Origin of the sequence: Yersinia entomophaga (assembly GCF_001656035.1) — a bacterium.
Classification (GTDB): Bacteria; Pseudomonadota; Gammaproteobacteria; order Enterobacterales; family Enterobacteriaceae; genus Yersinia; species Yersinia entomophaga.
The window spans coordinates 1,092,246-1,110,836 of the sequence record NZ_CP010029.1 but is presented as its reverse complement, the minus strand read 5'-3'; the positions used below and the strand labels follow the sequence as shown (position 1 = coordinate 1,110,836).

Here is an 18,591-nt window from a genome sequence, read left to right as displayed (position 1 = left end):
ATCTCGCCATACCGCGGCATTCTGCATCTCTTTTTTATATTGCGGTACTTTTGCAGGAGATCAACATGTTTTTTGATCGCCGCCTCAACCCGACGATCCTAAAATCCGTATCAAACGCCCTCAAGATTTTTGTCTACGCCCAGAGGCCAGGGCATTAATTCAGCCCAATTGCGTCAACAAAACCTTCCACCTAGTAGTATAAAATCCCACACTGTACCTGATAAAAACCGCTGCGCAACCTAATTAACTCGGAATCTTAATTTAGCTAATCCCTTAAGGTTAAACGTTTGTTCACTCGCATAAACCTTAGCCTGTTTGCGGATAAACGCTAACCCGCAGTAGAATAGCGACAGAAATGACCTTAGAGGGAGAAAGATAATGTACGGTGAAACAACCCCGATTCAACGTCAGGCATTACTGACTGAAGCTAACGAAATAATCCAACAACATGAGGATTATCTGCACGGCATGGTGGCAACTGAAGTAGAGCAAAAAGGGCCGGTATTAGTTTTTCGCGGCGAATTCTTCCTGGATAAGGACGGGTTACCGACGGCGAAAACTACCGCCGTATTTAACATGTTTAAGCATTTGGCTCACGTGTTGTCGTCCAAATATCACCTGGTTGATTAACCACCGCTTTGGGGCATCTCAATTTTGCCCTGCGTCATAAAACAACAGGGGGCATTAGCCCCCTGCTTTCTTCTATTTATTACCTGACATTATTCCTGACACTGATTGCCAGCAGTGAGCCAATCGACTTACAGCAGTGGTTTCTCACCGCGCTGCCACCAGCGTAATAACAGGCGGTCGACGCTTTCTGCCGCACTACCGGTAAAACGCTCCATCAGACGTTTACGACGAGAATAACGCACGCCAATCACTTCGTGATTTTCCATCTCGGCAATCAGTAAATCATCGCTGGTGCCAATGGCATCAACCAGACCTTTTTCCTTTGCCTGAATGCCGAACCAATGTTCTCCGGTTGCCACCGAATCAATATCCAGTGAAGGTCGTTGTTGATGCACAAACTGCTTAAACAACTCGTGAGTTTCGTTCAGGTCTTCCCGGAATTTCTCGCGGCCCTGTTCGGTGTTCTCACCAAATAATGTCAGAGTGCGTTTAAATTCGCCGGCGGTATGCAATTCCACATCAATATCATTCTTTTTCAATAAGCGATGGAAGTTAGGAATTTGCGCAACAACGCCGATCGAGCCAATAATGGCAAAAGGCGCGGAAATAATGCGATCCGCGACACAGGCCATCATGTAGCCACCGCTGGCGGCCACTTTATCGACCGCCACCGTCAAACGCACGCCTGCATGGCGCAAACGTTCCAACTGGGACGACGCCAAACCGTAACCGTGAACCACGCCGCCGGGGCTTTCTAACCGCAGCAATACTTCGTCTTGCGGCGTCGCCACCGCCAGCACGGCCGAAATTTCTTCACGCAAAGAGGTCACCTCATGCGCATCGATGCTGCCTTTGAAATCCAGCACATACAGGCAAGGTTTCACCGCGGCAATAGCACCGGCCTTGGCGCGTTCTTTTTTCAGTTTCAGATCGGCTTTTTGCTGTTTTTTAAACTCTTTGCTCCAGATTTTCCGCTCGGCGGATGACATACGCGCTAGACGCATTTCCCGCTGGGTTTCCCGATACTGTTCGCCGAGATCCACCAGATTCAATTCACCCTTTGCACCTTGCTTGCGTTGCCCAAGGCTTACCACCAGCAGAACCAGTGCCCCAATAGCCACAACAACAGTGATAACCTTGGCTAGAAACAGCCCATACAGTGAAATTAACTCCACACATTCCGCCTTTCTTAATCAGTGTTGAAAGAGAGTATTTGCATTCTAGCGAACACCTGACTCGCCGTCTTGCGCAAATGATGAATTGCATTAGTTTCTCTTAAATATAAGAATGAATGTTATTCAGTAGCGGAAAAATGAAACGAAATTACCTCTAAATTGTTACAGACAAAAACATCTTCAGGGTCTTTCTGATTGAAAATGCATTTTGTTTCAGGCATATAGGAGTAATGACTTTTTCTGATGCTCGCCATTTTCGCGCAAGATAGTCAGTAGGTTGAGCTTAGGTTCGATCGAGTTCCCTTCCGTTATCCTGCTTTGTTAACTGCCTGCTATCGCGCAAACCTGCCGATAGTGAGAGGAGTTGTTATGCATTATCAACCTAAACATGACCTTTTGACGCACCGAATTATTCTGGTAACCGGTGCCGGAGACGGCATTGGCCGCGAGGCCGCGCTAACCTACGCTCGCTACGGTGCGCGTTTGATTTTGGTTGGCCGTACTGAAAGCAAATTGGAAAGTGTTAAGCAACAAATCGAGCAGTCCGGCGGTTTACCCGCCAGAGTTCTGACGCTGGATTTACTGCATGCTACCTCCGCCGATTGCCATCAGCTCGCGCAGAAAGTTGCTGAGGTTGTGCCTTATTTGGACGGCGTATTGCACAACGCCGGTTTGCTGGGCGAAGTGGTGCCAATGACCGAACAAGACGTGCAGATCTGGCAAGACGTGATGCAGGTGAACGTCAACGCGACCTTTATGCTTACTCAGGCTTTACTGCCCTTGTTGCTGAAAGCGGCTTCTCCTTCGCTCGTCTTTACCAGTTCTAGCGTTGGCCGTCAGGGGCGCGCCGGTTGGGGAGCCTATTCGGTTTCCAAATTCGCTACCGAAGGCATGATGCAGGTATTGGCCGAAGAGTATAAAACTACTAACTTACGGGTTAATTGCATCAATCCAGGCGGGACTCGCACCAAAATGCGCGCATCTGCCTTCCCGGAAGAGAACCCGAATAACCTGAAAACACCGGCTGAAATCATGCCGCTTTATCTCTATTTAATGGGCGATGATAGCCGCCGCAAAACCGGCATTAGCTTTGATGCTCAGCCGGGACGCAAAGCTGGCGCTGCCGAGTAATCTGACCGTCGAGTCGCTTTAAGGAAAGTATTCAACTATGTCTGACGATCGTCACCAACAGCGCCAACAGCGGCTGAAAGAAAAAGTCGATTCGCGCATCGCGGCGGCGCAGGAAACGCGCGGTATTTTGATTGTGATGACCGGCAATGGCAAAGGTAAAACCACCGCCGCATTCGGTACTGTCACCCGCGCCGTTGGCCACGGCCTGCGTGCGGGTGTTATTCAGTTTATTAAAGGCGAATGGCCGAATGGCGAACGCAATCTGCTAGAGCCTCACGGCGTCGAATTTCAGGTTATGGCCACCGGTTTTACCTGGGATACCCAGAATAAAGCCACTGATACCGCTGCCTGTCAGGAAGTTTGGCAACATGGATTACGGATGCTGGCAGACGCCTCGCTGGATTTGGTGGTGCTGGATGAACTGACCTATATGGTCAGCTACGGCTATTTAACGCCGGAAGAGGTTATTCAAGCTTTGAATCATCGCCCTGCTCATCAAACGGTCATCATCACCGGACGAGGCTGTCATCGCGATTTGCTGGAACTGGCGGATACCGTAAGCGAGTTACGTCCGGTTAAACATGCTTTTGACGCCGGAATTAAGGCCCAGCAAGGAATCGATTGGTAACACTACATTCATTTTATAAATATGATTCTGTATGAATATGATAATTGGAAAAGCAATGGGAATAATCAGGCAGTAATATTGAAGAGATGAATGAGGAAGAAAATTTGCCGCAGTACAGAGACTGCGGCAATAAGGTTAACCGCTATTTTGATCCGCGTTTAGCGGGCGCGCCGCGGCGACCTGAAACCGGAGTGCTCGCAGAGGGGGTATTACCCGCGTTCTGACGAGTTGAGCCTTTACGGGCTGAACCTTGACGACCGGCAGTCTGCTGACGACCTGCCACTTCAGTGTGACGTTTTACCGCCCGACGAATCTGGTTAGCTTTCACACGGCGACGATCTTTTTCCACCGGCAGCTTGCTAACGGTTTCAACATCCAATTCAACCAGCTCACGCAGGTAGTTGGTGGCTTTCAAATCCAGCTCGGTCCAACCGCCACGCGGTAAACCTTTAGGCAGATTGATATCACCGTAACGCACGCGAATCAGGCGGCTGACCTGTACGCCAACGGCTTCCCACAGACGGCGAACTTCGCGGTTACGCCCTTCGGTCAGAGTCACGTTGTACCACTGGTTCAAACCTTCCCCACCCTGGAAACTGATGGTGCGGAATGCGGCCGGGCCGTCTTCTAACTGTACGCCGCGGCTCAGTTGTTTGATTTTTTCATCATCAATCTGGCCAAAGACACGTACGGCATATTCACGTTCAACTTCGCGGCTTGGGTGCATCAGGCGGTTTGCCAGCTCGCCATCGGTGGTGAACAACAGTAAACCTGAGGTGTTAACGTCCAAACGACCTACGGCGACCCAACGGGAACCGCGCAGTTTAGGTAAACGATCGAACACCGTTGGACGGCCATCGGGATCGCTGCGGGTACACAGCTCGCCTTCCGGTTTGTAATAGGCTAAAACCCGGCATACCGCTTCTTCCGATTCAGTGATCGATAGAACGCGGCCATCCAGGCGAATTTTGGTGGACTGAGCCACTTCAACGCGATCGCCCAACTTTGCCACTTTGCCGTCAACGCTGACGCGGCCCTGTTGGATGATCCCTTCAATTTCACGGCGTGAACCATGACCGGCACGCGCCAGAACTTTCTGTAACTTCTCGCTCATTGAGCAACCTCTAATGTCGCCTTCACAGGCGTCGTGTTATATATTTTTATCAATCGCTTACCCCGAAATGAGTCTAACCAACTGATTGGAATACATTTTAGAACTAAGCATGTCGATAAATCCGCCCTATAGGCAGCCACACAAGCCAGTCCGTGGTCGGTTATTTTACACTAATTTTCTGCCCAATGATTCTAATAAATCTCACCGTTGCAGAGCACATTCGTCTCTGCCGGCATCAGCCACCACAGCAATGGGCAAAATAACGCCTTTTCTGCGTGAGCATTTGCTCAGGATAGAGGCGGAATGAGAAAAGTAGCGACGTTTGGTGGCCAGAAGACGGCCAGTTTAGGGAAAAAATATGAGACATTATCGGGTCTGGACAAACGCCAAACCCGATAAATATGACCGTTTCAGGAAAATTATCGGAAAGGTCGGGCGTCGCCAGCCCCTTCACGAATCACTTCCGGCGCAGATTCGGTCAGATCGACAACCGTGGTTGGCTGCTGGCCAAGGGATCCACCGTGAATCACCAAATCAACCTGTTTACCTAAATGATCGCGAATCTCTTCCGGATCGGATTCGGCAAAATCATTCCCCGGCAGCATAAGCGTCGTGGACATCAGCGGCTCACCCAATACGTCCAGCAGCGCCAACGCAATAGGGTTAGACGGCACGCGCAGTCCTATCGTTTTACGTTTGTCATTCATCAGGCGCCGAGGCACTTCCTTGGTCGCTTTTAAAATAAAGGTATAGTTACCCGGTGTATTGTTTTTGATCAAACGGAAAGCGGTGTTATCTACGTAGGCGTAGGTAGACAATTCCGAGAGATCGCGGCAAACCAGAGTGAAGTTATGGTTACCATCGAGCTGACGAATCCGACAAATACGCTCCATCGCCGCTTTTTCTTCCAGACGACAGCCCAGCGCGTAGCCAGAATCCGTTGGATAAACAATCACACCGCCTTTGCGTAACACGTCTACGCTCTGATTAATTAAACGCGGCTGTGGGTTATCCGGGTGAATATAAAAAAATTGACTCATAACTCTACCTCATCGTTCAACGTGTCTTCGGTATGGCTGGCTTCTACGGGCCAATCACGCCACACCGGTTCCACCCCAGCGGGCAGCCACAGTTTGCGGCCCAGCTCAATCCAGGAACAAGGCTGATGAAAATCAGACCCCTGGGATGCAAGTAAATGATAGTCACGCGCATACTGCGCCAACTGGGCTCGCTCGTGCGGTGCCTGCTGGCACTGAGCGACTTCCATTGCGTCTCCGCCTTGCTCGGCGAAATAAGCCAACAACCGTTTCAACCATTTGGTGGAAAGATCATAACGGCCAGGGTGCGCCATTACCGCCTGTCCGCCAGACTGATGAATGGCTTCAACCGCTTGTTCTATTGTACACCACTGCGCCGGGACATAACCGGTCTTGCCTTTCGCCAGAAATTTTTTAAATACCTGGCCGACGTTCGACGCGAATCCCAGTTCCACCAGATAACGAGCAAAATGGCCGCGCGTCACCTGCCCGCCGCTGGCCAGTCGGTTCGCCCCTGCCCAAGCATCAGGAATACGTGCTTTCTCCAGACGGGCGCTGATTTCCATCGCTCGCTGATGGCGATGATCTGACTGCTGTTGCAGCAAACCGCAAATCGCTGGATGGCTGATATCGATATTCAGCCCAACAATATGAATTTCATGATTTTCCCACAGCGTTGAGATTTCCACCCCGTTAATCAACCGTAGCGCTAACCCTTGCTCATCTATAGCCTGCGCCGCCTCGGCCAGTCCGGCGGTGGTGTCATGGTCGGTTATGGCCAATACCCCCACGCGCATTGATGCCGCACGCGCCACCAATTGCGAGGGCGTTAATAACCCATCGGAGGCAGTGGTATGGCTATGGAGGTCATACAGGGTAAAAGCGGTCGGTTCAATTGTGGTGTCAGTCAAAGCTAGGATCCGAATCAGTCTGGGCGGCCTATCATAACCGCTAACCCGCTGCAGATGTTAACCAATCTTGACAAAGGCGATGCGGGTGGATGAAAAAGCGCGTTAAAAAACAAGATCGAGGGGTTGACAGCAACCCCTAGAACTAGTTTACTAGTACACGAGTTCACTGGCAGAGCGAATAATTCGGTTGAGTAATAGCAAAGTACCATCGAAGAGTATTCTCGGTACAAAGCGGTCAGCCAGAACGGTAATAAGTTGAAGTAAAGTAGCGAAAAAAACGCTAGTTGAGGACAGCGGTAAGCTGATCCAGCCCCATAAACTGAATGCAATCATAAAGAGACTGATGATGAACAACTATATGACTTCTCTACTTCGTTGGTGGCATAGCTCCCTTTTTCGGGCGGTGTAATCACGCATATCAGTCATCAGACCATGCAGATTGCTTCAGCCCGCTCATTCGCGGGCTTTTTTATGGACAGAATCAGGGTTAAATCAATGCAAACAGTACGCCCCACATTAAAACTACTCACGGCTGAAGCCTGTTATAGGGACGACCCAACCGCCCTTTTCCACCAGCTGTGTGGCGCTCGCCCGGCAACGTTGCTGCTGGAATCCGCCGAGATAACCAGCAAGCAAAATCTGAAAAGCTTGCTGGTAGTTGATAGTGCGCTGCGCATCACCGCGTTAGGTCGTCAGGTCAGCATTCAGGCACTGAGTCGCAACGGCGCGGCGCTGCTGCCACTGCTGGATGCAGCATTGCCCGAGCAAGTAAAAATCGAAGAGCGTCCTATCGGCCGCGAGCTCACCTTCCCGCCGATCAACGATATGCAGGACGAAGATTCCCGCCTACAGGCGCTGTCAGTGTTTGACGCGTTGCGCCAGTTATTAACGCTGGTAGAAACACCGGCCGACGAACGCGAAGCCATGCTGTTAGGCGGTCTGTTTGCCTACGATTTGGTCGCCGGATTTGAAGACCTGCCGCCACTGCGTCAGGAGCAACGCTGCCCGGATTTTTGTTTCTATCTGGCAGAAACTTTGCTGGTACTGGATCACCAGAACCGCACCGCCCGTTTACAAGCCAGTCTGTTCACGCCAGATACAGAGGAACAATACCGTTTACAGCAACGCCTGAAGCAATTGGTGCAACAAATGCAGCAGGTTCCGCAGCCGATTCCAGCGGTGTCCGTGCCGGAAATGGCACTGAACTGCAATCAGTCCGACGAGGAATACTGTCAGGTAGTCAGCGGCTTGCAGCAGGCGATTCGCGCCGGAGAAATTTTCCAGGTGGTGCCTTCGCGCCGCTTCTCCCTGCCTTGTCCGTCGCCGCTGGCTGCCTATCAAACGCTAAAAGACAGCAATCCCAGCCCTTACATGTTCTTTATGCAGGACAACGAATTTACTCTGTTCGGCGCATCGCCAGAAAGCGCCTTGAAATACGACGCGGACAATCGCCAGATCGAAATTTACCCCATTGCTGGAACCCGCCCGCGCGGGCGTCGAGCCAACGGCGAGCTGGACCGAGATCTGGACAGCCGCATCGAGCTGGAAATGCGTACCGACCATAAAGAGCTGGCGGAGCATCTGATGCTGGTGGATTTGGCACGCAACGATTTGGCGCGAATTTGCGAGCCAGGCAGCCGTTACGTAGCGGATTTAACCAAAGTAGACCGCTATTCCTTCGTGATGCATCTGGTTTCCCGCGTTGTCGGCGCGCTACGACACGATTTGGACGTTCTCCATGCTTATCAGGCCTGTATGAATATGGGCACCTTAAGCGGCGCCCCCAAAGTTCGCGCCATGCAGCTTATTGCTCAAAGCGAAGGCACACGACGCGGCAGCTATGGCGGAGCAGTCGGTTACTTGACCGCGCACGGTGATTTGGATACCTGCATTGTTATTCGCTCGGCTTATGTCGAAGACGGCGTAGCGACGGTACAGGCCGGTGCAGGTGTCGTTCTGGATTCCATCCCGCAGGCCGAAGCCGATGAAACCCGTAACAAAGCGCGAGCGGTATTGCGCGCTATCGCGACCGCTCATCAGGCAAAGGAGATTTTCTAATGGCCGATATTTTACTGCTCGACAACATTGACTCCTTTACCTACAACCTGGTGGATCAGCTACGCGCCAGCGGTCATAAAGTGGTGATTTACCGCAACCAGATCGCCGCCGACACCATTACCGAGCGCTTGCAACAGATGTCTCAGCCGGTGCTGGTGCTGTCACCCGGCCCCGGTACGCCAGCGCAAGCAGGTTGTATGCCGGAATTATTGCAGCGCCTACGCGGTCAACTTCCCATTATCGGGATTTGTTTGGGACATCAGGCCATTGTGGAAGCCTACGGCGGCTACGTAGGTCAGGCGGGAGAAATCCTGCACGGTAAAGCCTCGACGATTGAGCACGATGAACAAGGTATGTTCGCCGGTATGCCGAATCCACTGCCGGTCGCCCGCTACCACTCGCTGGTCGGCAGCAATATTCCCGCCGAACTGACGGTTAACGCGCATTTTAACCAAATGGTAATGGCGGTTCGTCACGATGCTCACCGGGTTTGCGGCTACCAGTTCCATCCGGAATCCATTTTGACCACTCAGGGCGCTCGTTTACTCGAGCAAACTCTGGCCTGGGCTTTGGCGTAACTTTTCAGGAACTCATCATGCATAATTTATTTGAAAAACTGTTCCGCGCCGAGCCACTGACTCAGCAGGAAAGCCAGCAATTATTTACCGCCATCGTGCGAGGCGAGCTGGAGCCTAGCCAACTGGCGGCGACTTTAATCAGTATGAAAGTTCGGGGGGAAACGCCGGCAGAGATCGCCGGGGCAGCACAGGCGCTCTTGGCCGACGCGCAGCCATTCCCTCGCCCGGATTACGCCTTTGCCGATATCGTCGGCACAGGCGGCGACGGCACTAACAGCATTAATATCTCCACGGCCAGCGCCTTTGTGGCTGCTAGCTGCGGGATGAAAGTAGCCAAACACGGCAACCGCAGCGTGTCTAGCCGTTCTGGATCTTCAGATTTGCTGGCAGCCTTCGGCATTCGTTTGGATTTGACCGCCGAGCAATCTCGTCAGGCGCTGGATGAATTAGGGATTTGTTTCCTGTTCGCACCGCAGTATCACACCGGTTTTCGCCACGCGATGCCGGTACGCCAACAGCTGAAAACCCGCACCCTGTTTAACGTGCTGGGCCCGTTGATAAATCCGGCGCGCCCACCGCTGGCGTTAATCGGGGTATACAGCCCGGAATTGGTGTTGCCGATTGCCGAAACACTGCGAGTGCTGGGTTACCAACGTGCGGCAGTGGTTCACGGTGGAGGAATGGATGAAGTGGCTATCCACGCACCCACTCAGGTAGCGGAACTGAAAAACGGTAAGATCCAAACCTATCAACTGACGCCGAAAGACTTTGGTTTATCAACCTATCCGATGGCGTCCTTACAGGGCGGCTCACCGGAAGAAAATCGTGACATTCTGGCGAGGTTGTTACAAGGTAAAGGCGAACCTGCCCACGCGGCGGCGGTAGCGGCTAACGTGGCGCTGTTGCTGAAATTAAACGGGCAGGAGAATTTACGTCAAAACGCACATCAGGCTATGGAAATAATTCATAGCGGCAAAGCTTTTGAGCGAGTTATCGCACTGGCAGCGAGAGGATAGATCATGCAAGAAACGATACTTCACAAAATTGTTCGCGACAAAGAAATCTGGGTCGCCGCACGCAAGCTACATCAGCCGCTGTCCAGTTTCCAACATCTGGTGACGCCAAGTCAGCGCAGTTTCTATCAGGCATTGCAAGGGGATAACACCGTTTTTATCCTGGAATGCAAAAAAGCGTCCCCCTCCAAAGGGGTTATTCGCGAGAATTTCGATCCGGCGGAGATCGCCGGGGTTTACGCCAACTATGCTTCGGCCATTTCAGTGCTGACCGATGAAAAATATTTTCAAGGCAGCTTTGATTTTCTGCCTCTGGTCAGCGCTGCGGTCACTCAGCCGGTGCTGTGCAAAGATTTTATTATCGAAGAATATCAAATTCTTCTGGCGCGTTTTTATCAAGCCGATGCCGTATTGCTGATGCTATCGGTATTGGACGACAAACGCTATCGGGAGCTAGCCGCCGTCGCTCACAGCCTGAATATGGGCGTACTGACCGAAGCCAGTAATGAAGAAGAGCTGGAGCGAGCAATTAAACTGGGAGCCAAAGTGGTGGGTATCAACAACCGCGACCTGCGCGACCTGTCTATCGACCTGAATCGCACCAAACAGCTGGCTCCACGTCTGCCAGCCGGCGTCACGGTAATCAGCGAATCCGGTATCAATACCTATCAACAAGTGCGGGAACTGAGCCAATTTGCTAACGGTTTCCTGATCGGCAGCGCTTTGATGTCAGAACCAAACCTGAATGCCGCAGTGCGTCGGGTGTTGCTCGGGGAAAACAAGGTTTGCGGCCTTACTCGTCCGCAGGACGCTGCAGCCGCCTATAGCGCTGGCGCAGTGTACGGCGGATTGATTTTCGTCGGCAGTTCCCCTCGCTATATCGATATGGCACAGGCCCGCGCCGTCATCAGCGCCGCGCCGCTGAAATATGTCGGCGTATTCCGCGACGCCAAGCTGGAAACCGTGCAGCAAAGTGTCGAAGCGCTGGCATTAGCGGCGATTCAGTTACACGGTAACGAAGATCGGGACTATATTCAGAAACTGCGAGAATTGTTACCGGCAAGCTGCCAGATTTGGAAAGCGGTTAGCGTCGGTAATTCCCTGCCCGCCCGCGATATCCCCTCTGTGGATCGCTATGTGCTAGACAACGGCGCGGGCGGCAGCGGCCAACGTTTTGACTGGTCAGTTTTGAATCAACAGCCGTTGGATAACGTGCTGCTGGCAGGCGGCCTGAATGCCGAAAACTGCGCCATTGCCGCTACGCTTGGCTGTGCCGGGCTGGATTTTAACTCCGGCGTAGAAGTGGCTGGCGCAGCCGGAATCAAAGATCCGAACAAGATTGCCGCTGCGTTCCAGACCTTACGCGCTTATTAAAATAGCTTTGCTATGGGTGAACCCGATAAACCTACGAATAACGGACAGGATAATGACCAGACTTAACCCCTACTTTGGTGAATTCGGCGGTATGTATGTGCCGCAGATTCTGATGCCAGCATTGGTACAACTGGAAGAGGCTTTTGTCAGCGCCCAGTTGGATCCTGAGTTTCAGGCGCAATTCCATGATTTGTTAAAAAATTACGCCGGTCGCCCAACGGCCCTGACCCTGTGCCAGAATCTCACCGAAGGCACCAATACCAAGCTGTATTTGAAGCGCGAAGACCTGCTGCACGGCGGTGCGCATAAAACCAATCAGGTATTGGGGCAAGCCTTGCTGGCCAAACGCATGGGCAAAACTGAAATCATCGCCGAAACCGGTGCCGGTCAACACGGCGTAGCGTCGGCGCTGGCCTGCGCCCTGTTGGGCCTGAAATGCCGCATTTATATGGGCGCCAAAGATATTGAGCGTCAGTCACCGAACGTCTTCCGTATGCGCCTGATGGGTGCGGAAGTGATTCCAGTACACAGCGGCTCCTCTACTCTAAAAGACGCCTGCAACGAGGCGTTGCGCGATTGGTCTGGCAGCTACGAAAAGGCTCACTATATGCTGGGCACCGCCGCAGGCCCGCACCCTTACCCGACTATCGTCCGGGAATTCCAGCGCATGATTGGCGAAGAAACCAAAGCGCAGATTCTGGCGCGCGAAGGCCGTCTGCCCGACGCCGTTCTCGCCTGCATCGGCGGCGGTTCCAACGCCATCGGTATGTTTGCCGATTTTATCGATGAAGAAAACGTTGGTCTGATCGGCGTTGAACCCGCCGGTCACGGTATCGAAAGCGGTCAGCACGGCGCGCCGTTAAAACATGGTCGCGTTGGCATCTACTTCGGTATGAAATCACCGATGATGCAGACTTCCGAAGGTCAGATCGAAGAATCTTACTCTATCTCTGCCGGTCTGGACTTCCCTTCCGTCGGGCCTCAGCACGCTTATCTCAACAGCATTGGCCGCGCGGAATACGTTTCCGTCACTGACGATGAAGCGCTGGAAGCCTTTAAGGCTCTCTCTCGTAAAGAAGGGATTATCCCGGCGTTGGAATCCTCCCACGCATTGGCCTACGCCCTGAAAATGATTAACGCCGCGCCAGAGAAAAAACAGATTCTGGTCGTGAATCTCTCTGGCCGCGGTGATAAAGACATTTTCACCGTTCACGATATTTTGAAAGCACGGGGAGAAATTTGATGGAACGCTATCAGCAACTTTTCAAACAACTGGATGCACGTAAAGAAGGCGCATTCGTTCCCTTTGTGCAACTGGGCGATCCATCGCCAACCCAATCATTGGCGATCATTGATACATTGATTGCCGCCGGTGCCGATGCTCTTGAATTAGGCATTCCTTTTTCCGATCCTTTGGCCGATGGCCCAACGATTCAAAATGCGGCCCTGCGAGCCTTTGCCGCCGGAGTCACCCCAACCCAGTGTTTTGAAATGCTGGCGGAAATTCGCAAAAAACACCCGAATATTCCTATTGGCCTGCTGATGTATGCCAATCTGGTCTTCAACAAAGGCATAGATAACTTCTATCAACGCTGCGCAGAAGTCGGCGTGGATTCGGTATTAATCGCCGATGTGCCTTTTGAAGAGTCCGCCCCTTTCCGCGCCGCCGCTCTGCGCCACGGTATCGCGCCGATCTTCATCTGCCCGCCTAACGCCAGCGATGACCTGCTGCGGGAGATTTCTTCCCACGGCCGCGGCTACACTTACCTACTTTCCCGCGCGGGCGTCACCGGCGCAGAAAATCGGGCGCAGCAACCGCTCAATCATTTGGTGGATAAACTGCATGAATATCATGCGGCTCCGGCGCTGCAAGGATTCGGAATTTCCGATCCTGAACAGGTAAAAGCCTCGCTGGATGCCGGTGCCGCGGGTGCCATTTCCGGTTCGGCCATCGTGAAAATTATCGAAAACAATTTAGTGCAACCGGCAGAAATGCTGGCGCAGCTATCTCGATTTGTCAGTAAAATGAAGGCCGCCACTCGCCGTTAATACGGCATGCCCGATCCGTCAGATCGGGCATTATTTAGGTTTAATGAGTCTCTTTCCACACCAAATTGCCCGTACTAATTTGCTCAATCACTATTCATAATCAATACTTAACTGCACATGCGAACGATCAATTGCCCTATTCCGAATCACTTCGGCGTCGCTGATGGTACTGAATGTGTCGTTATTTTTGGTTCAACATTATTTTCTTCTCAACACAATGACCGCTTTAACACGATTAAAGTTTCAGCTATTAACTTTGTAGTGAACGTTCTTTTAACATTGGCAGGACATGGAGAGTAACTTATGAAGCTATTTAAAACCCTTTCAGCCTTATGTATTGCCGCCGTAATGGCGTTAGCCGTATCCGCCTGTGCTCCGACGGCCAAAACCGAAGGCACCGGGGGTTATGTCGATGACACAGTGATTACCACGAAAGTAAAAACCGCGTTACTGGGTGAGAAGAACCTAAAATCGACTGAAATTAGCGTTGAGACCTTTAAAGGCCGGGTACAGTTGAGCGGTTTTGTCAGCTCCAGCCAGCAAGCTGATCGCGCCGTACAGATTACCCGCACCGTACCCGGTGTCAAATCTGTAGCAAACGATATGAGAATTCGATAATTAATACGCGTCTTAGTCAATCATTATAAGTCATATAAGAAAAAGGAGGCGCTCAATGCGCCTCCTCTGTTTTGTGCCATATCGCTCAGATAAATTAGAAGCGGTAACCCGCGCCAAACATGAATACCCAAGGATCCAGACGGGTATTGATAGTGTGCTCTTGCCCCGCCGCTTTGAATTTCACGTCAGTTTCAATATTCATCCACCAAACGGACATGTTCAGCATCCAGTTTTCGCTGACCATATAATCCAAACCTGCCTGCCCGGCGATACCCCAGGAATCTTTCACGCTCAAATCCGTCAGGCCTGCTTCGCTGCCGGTATTATTGAATTTTTGATCAAAGAAAGTGGTGTAGTTCAGACCTACGCCTAAATAAGGACGCAGTTTGTCCTGTTTGTCGCCAAAGTAATATTGCGCCATCAAGGTTGGCGGCAATTGTTTGACTTCAGCGATATTGCCCATCGCGCCCAAACCAATTTTATGGCGGAAAGGCGTCGCAGCCAGTAATTCCACCCCGATGTTGTCCGTAACCAGATAACTGAAAGTCAGGCCCAGTTGGGTATTGTTGTCAGCGCTGAAAGAACCTTGTCCCAATACGTCATCTGAACCGGCATTTGGTCGTACCGTTGCCGTACCCGCACGGAATATGTAATCACCTTCCTGATGAGCCGATGCCAAAGACGGAGCCAGAGTTGCCGCAGCCAGTAATAACAAACATACCTTTTTCATTATCCATTCCATTTGTATGGTTTATAGTGAGGCAGAATATACCTATAAATGCGTAGTTATGATCCAATCCGGATCACAACTTTTAACGTCGTTTTAAAAAATAACATTTTGCGTAAGGTTATTTAATTCCTTAAAAACGTTGGAATTGATCTGAATCAAGAAAGGGGTGAATGGTTCATTTATTGCTGTTGGTTAAATAACCATTGATTCCTCAGGGGGAGGTAGGTAATGCTGTCAGGCGTTATCAGTTGTGTGAATTCGTGATCGGTTGGCTGTCCTATATTTTTTATTTATACAGGAGCGAATGAGTTCAAGATGAGCGCTGTTATCAACCCTTGCATTAGCTGTGGCGCGTGCTGCGCCTATTTTCGTGTTTCCTTCTATTGGTCCGAAGCGGGCAGCGAACAAGGCTCAGTGCCCAATGACCTGACTGAGCAAATCACCCCTTTTATTAGCTGCATGAGCGGTACTAACTGCAAATCGCCGCGCTGCGTCGCCCTAGAGGGTGACATCGGCCAACAGGTCGCCTGTAGCATTTATCCGGATCGACCCACTCCCTGCCATGAATTTTCCTATTCTGGTGAAAATAACCAACGCAATGAATCCTGCGATCGAGCCAGAGCCTATTACGGCTTACCGCCGTTACCTGTTGAAGAATTTGAGCAATTGGCCGCCGAGGAAATAGGTAGCCTGTTGATCACAGGGTCACAGAACGCGCATAACAGGGTATAATCCTTCCCTGAAAGTTATTTTTATCGATTATCCCAAGGAGCCTTCATGCCTATCACGGCGAACACTCTGTACCGTGACAGTTTTAATTTCTTTCGCAATCAGCTCGCCGCCATTCTGTTATTGGCGTTATTGACTGCGTTTATTACCGTCATGCTGAATCAGGCGTTTATTCCTGATGCAGACCAATTGTTGATTTTGAATGCTGGTGATACGGATATCGCTTCTTCAAGCACCATGGGAATTCGCGAAATGGTGTCGCAAATGACGCCAGAACAGCAAATGGTGTTGCTCAAAGTCTCTGCGGTGGCGACCTTCTCCGCACTGATCGGTAATCTACTGCTGGTTGGTGGAATGCTGACGCTAATTTCTGCCGTCTCACAGGGCAGCCGAATCAGCGCATTGCAGGCGGTGGGGCTTTCCTTGCCGATTCTGCCGCGTCTGCTGTTATTGTTGTTTATCTGTACCCTACTGATTCAACTGGGTTTGGCGCTGTTTATTGTGCCGGGCGTGGTGATTGCGGTCGCGGTATGTCTGGCTCCGGTGATGGTCGCCAACGAAAAAATCGGCGTATTTGCGGCAATGAAAGCCAGTGCCAAACTGGCCTTTGCTAACGTGCGTTTGGTGATTCCGGCGTTAATGTTGTGGCTGGCAGCCAAGCTGATTTTGCTCTATCTGGCCGGCCACCTTGCCGCGCTGCCACCTGCCATTGCCACCGTGGTACTGAGCACCCTGAGCAATCTGGTCTCGGCACTGCTGCTGGTTTATCTGTTCCGCTTATATATGTTGTTGCGTAAAGCATAACGTCATCATATAGAAACCTAAAAGGGCCGCTCAGGCCCTTTTTTACTGCCAATGTTATGACCAACAAAAGAAACCGCCAAATCGAGGCGGAAGAAACATGGTGGTCAGCCCTCGACCGCGTCACTTTGTGCTCGGCAACTAATTTAGGACGATCCTTCCAGTTGCTCCGCTTCGGTTCGTTCCTCAACCCGTTTTTTACTTTGAATCAGCTTGAGTGCCAGATACAAATCCGGTACTAAAATCAGATCGTTATCCTGACTTTTTAAGCGATTCAGGCGGAACCAACGCGTTAACTCAGTGCGACGCCCCGCCAATACCAATTTGACATTGCGCTGTTTTAAGTCTCGTTTTAGCTCATCAATAGCCGCCAGCACGCTGATATCGGCGTAGGTGAAACTGGCAACCGCGTCGATCACCACCCAGTCTGCCTGATGTGGCGTTGAGTCCACCAAGTTAAGGATGCGGCGCTTAAAGTAAGCTACGTTGAAATAGGTTAACGGCGAGTTGAAACGGTAAATCATTACCCCCGGCACCGCTTTAATACCGTTATTGTTACCCATCGAGTGAATCATGCCTTCTGAATTCACCCCCAACAGTTGCTCCGTCGGGCGGAAAACGGTACGTAAAAACTGCAGTAACCCCAGTAATACCGCCAACCCAATCCCGCCGATGACGCCCACCAGCACTACGCTGCCAAAGGTAAAAATCGCCAGACTGAACGCCTGCGTATTTCTTTTTCGCAGTTGCCAGATGCCTTTGAAACTCAGTAGTGACCAAGCCGCGTAGATCAACACCACGCCCAGCGCAGCTACTGGGATAAACTGCAACGGCGCGGTGAGGAAAAATAGCACCAACGCAATAGCTAGCGCGGCAATAATCGACACCAATTGGCTCTTACCGTGGTTGGCATCGTTAACTGCGGTACGGGTGCTGGCTCCGCTGATGGCAAAGCCCTGCGACAGCGCCGAAACGATGTTAGTCACGCCCAAAGCGCGTAGTTCAACATCTGCATCGACCTCGTAACCGTTTTTGGTAGCAAAGCTGCGCGCCGTCAGCATCATACTCACAAAGCTGACTACCGCGAGGTTAAGCGCCGGAATCACCATATCGCGCAGCAAGCCCGGCTTGAATTCCGGCCAGCTAACTATCGGCAAACCGCCGTTAAATCCGCCCACCGCTTCCACGCCAAACTGCTGTAAGCCGCCGGCCCAGGTAACAAAAGTCGCGATTACGATAGCCAGCAGCGGCGCAGGCCAGTTGGGGCGCGCCCATTTCACGCCGAATAGAATGGCGAAAGTCAGGATAGAAATCGCCAGCGTAGGTAAATGACTGTTGAGAATATTGTGCGGCAGCGCCAGCACCCGCTCTATCAGCTGTGGCGGCCGGGTCATAAAACCAAACACTTTGCCCAACTGATCGACAATAATGGTAATTGCCACGCCGTTTAACAAACCGGTCAGAATCGGTCGCGACAGCAAATCCGCCAGCGCGCCCAGCTTGAACCGGCTAGCCACCAGACACCAGCTCCCCATCATCAGCGTCATCATTATGGTTAACTGCCAATGAACCTCTTTGTTTCCCGCCGCCAACGGCGCTACGACTGCCGCGATCACCGCACAGGTTGCCGCATCCGGCCCGACAATTAACTGCCTGGAAGAGCCGAAAAAGGCGTAGGCAATCATCGGTAAGATACAGGAATATAGCCCCACCGCCGCGCTCACGCCGGTTAACTCGGCATAAGCGATGGCAATAGGCAACGCCACCGCAGCCACCGACAAACCCGCACGAATATCCGGTTTTAGCCATTCGCGCTGGTAGGCCATTAACAGGGTTAATCCCGGCATCCAATAACGGAGCGATTTCCTCAGCATCTGTTCTTCTCTACCTCTAAACCAATAGTCTCAGTCCATCATGCTGAGTTCTACGACAACTGGCAACTACCAGATAAGTTAATCGTAAGTTTCTGCAAATAACGCTGGCAGCCCGCGCATTCCGGCTGATAATTAGGGATA

The 18,591-nt window shown here is 51.6% G+C and carries 16 protein-coding genes, 1 pseudogene and 1 other annotated feature; of the genes and pseudogenes, 11 read left to right on the top strand and 6 right to left on the bottom strand.

Translation table 11 applies throughout. The features are described from left to right. Positions 1–378: 378 nt before the first annotated feature. On the top strand, positions 379–630 hold the full coding sequence (locus PL78_RS05015) for a YciN family protein (RefSeq protein WP_064513654.1): 252 nt from the start codon (positions 379–381) through the stop codon (positions 628–630). A 128-nt stretch (positions 631–758) separates the two neighbouring features. Here the strand turns inward: PL78_RS05015 and sohB are convergent, their stop codons facing one another. After that, complete coding sequence (sohB, locus tag PL78_RS05010; protein ID WP_064513652.1) at positions 759–1,805, bottom strand: protease SohB; 1,047 nt, start codon at positions 1,803–1,805, stop codon at positions 759–761. Positions 1,806–2,174: 369 nt separating this feature from the next. Between sohB and PL78_RS05005 the strand changes: the two genes are divergently transcribed. Together PL78_RS05005 and cobO are read left to right on the top strand one after the other, a co-directional pair. Further along, a complete protein-coding gene (locus tag PL78_RS05005) occupies positions 2,175–2,936 on the top strand; it encodes a YciK family oxidoreductase (protein WP_064513650.1) in 762 nt (253 codons plus the stop codon). A gap of 37 nt (positions 2,937–2,973) precedes the next feature. Further along, positions 2,974–3,564: a cob(I)yrinic acid a,c-diamide adenosyltransferase gene (cobO, locus tag PL78_RS05000; protein ID WP_064513649.1), complete on the top strand. Its 591-nt coding sequence runs from the start codon at positions 2,974–2,976 to the stop codon at positions 3,562–3,564. 142 nt (positions 3,565–3,706) lie between these two features. On the opposite strand, the gene rluB is transcribed toward cobO, so the two are convergent. From rluB to rnm, 3 genes are all read right to left on the bottom strand, one after another. Then, a complete protein-coding gene (gene rluB, locus PL78_RS04995; protein WP_049598247.1) occupies positions 3,707–4,678 on the bottom strand; it encodes a 23S rRNA pseudouridine(2605) synthase RluB in 972 nt (323 codons plus the stop codon). 419 nt (positions 4,679–5,097) lie between these two features. Further along, on the bottom strand, positions 5,098–5,718 hold the full coding sequence (locus tag PL78_RS04990) for an L-threonylcarbamoyladenylate synthase (protein ID WP_064513647.1): 621 nt from the start codon (positions 5,716–5,718) through the stop codon (positions 5,098–5,100). Next, positions 5,715–6,635 (bottom strand): RNase RNM, encoded by a 921-nt coding sequence (gene rnm / locus PL78_RS04985; protein WP_371112905.1) that lies wholly within the window; start codon positions 6,633–6,635, stop codon positions 5,715–5,717. Before rnm ends, PL78_RS04990 begins: the two co-directional genes overlap by 4 nt. 361 nt (positions 6,636–6,996) lie before the next feature. Further along, positions 6,997–7,099 (top strand) — a sequence feature (Trp leader region). Between the two features lie 22 nt (positions 7,100–7,121). Here rnm and PL78_RS04980 point away from each other — a divergent pair. The 6 genes and pseudogenes from PL78_RS04980 to PL78_RS04950 all read left to right on the top strand — a co-directional run bounded on the left by PL78_RS04980 (position 7,122) and on the right by PL78_RS04950 (position 14,316). Further along, entirely contained in the window at positions 7,122–8,684 is a 1,563-nt protein-coding gene (locus PL78_RS04980; protein ID WP_064513643.1) for an anthranilate synthase component 1, read from the top strand. Further along, positions 8,684–10,278 (top strand): annotated as a pseudogene (trpD, locus tag PL78_RS20745) (bifunctional anthranilate synthase glutamate amidotransferase component TrpG/anthranilate phosphoribosyltransferase TrpD). Before PL78_RS04980 ends, trpD begins: the two are co-directional and overlap by 1 nt. A 3-nt stretch (positions 10,279–10,281) precedes the next feature. Next, positions 10,282–11,649, top strand: coding sequence for a bifunctional indole-3-glycerol-phosphate synthase TrpC/phosphoribosylanthranilate isomerase TrpF (trpCF, locus tag PL78_RS04965; protein ID WP_064513637.1), 1,368 nt, complete (start codon positions 10,282–10,284; stop codon positions 11,647–11,649). A gap of 49 nt (positions 11,650–11,698) precedes the next feature. Continuing rightward, complete coding sequence (gene trpB, locus PL78_RS04960; protein WP_179207936.1) at positions 11,699–12,892, top strand: tryptophan synthase subunit beta; 1,194 nt, start codon at positions 11,699–11,701, stop codon at positions 12,890–12,892. Further along, complete coding sequence (gene trpA, locus PL78_RS04955) at positions 12,892–13,698, top strand: tryptophan synthase subunit alpha (protein WP_064513633.1); 807 nt, start codon at positions 12,892–12,894, stop codon at positions 13,696–13,698. Before trpB ends, trpA begins: the two co-directional genes overlap by 1 nt. A 303-nt stretch (positions 13,699–14,001) precedes the next feature. Further along, positions 14,002–14,316 carry a BON domain-containing protein gene (locus PL78_RS04950; protein WP_064513631.1) on the top strand — a complete coding sequence of 105 codons (315 nt, stop codon included), beginning with the start codon at positions 14,002–14,004 and terminating at the stop codon, positions 14,314–14,316. A 94-nt stretch (positions 14,317–14,410) separates the two neighbouring features. Here PL78_RS04950 and ompW read toward each other — a convergent pair whose 3' ends face one another. Beyond that, positions 14,411–15,046 (bottom strand): outer membrane protein OmpW, encoded by a 636-nt coding sequence (gene ompW / locus PL78_RS04945; protein WP_120805458.1) that lies wholly within the window; start codon positions 15,044–15,046, stop codon positions 14,411–14,413. A 315-nt stretch (positions 15,047–15,361) separates the two neighbouring features. Between ompW and PL78_RS04940 the strand changes: the two genes are divergently transcribed. Further along, positions 15,362–15,778, top strand: a complete 417-nt coding sequence (locus PL78_RS04940; RefSeq protein ID WP_064513627.1) for a YkgJ family cysteine cluster protein — start codon at positions 15,362–15,364, stop codon at positions 15,776–15,778. 45 nt (positions 15,779–15,823) lie between these two features. Continuing rightward, complete coding sequence (locus PL78_RS04935; RefSeq protein WP_064513625.1) at positions 15,824–16,579, top strand: YciC family protein; 756 nt, start codon at positions 15,824–15,826, stop codon at positions 16,577–16,579. Between the two features lie 143 nt (positions 16,580–16,722). Here the strand turns inward: PL78_RS04935 and PL78_RS04930 are convergent, their stop codons facing one another. After that, a complete protein-coding gene (locus PL78_RS04930; RefSeq protein ID WP_064513623.1) occupies positions 16,723–18,450 on the bottom strand; it encodes a SulP family inorganic anion transporter in 1,728 nt (575 codons plus the stop codon). Positions 18,451–18,591: the final 141 nt, after the last annotated feature.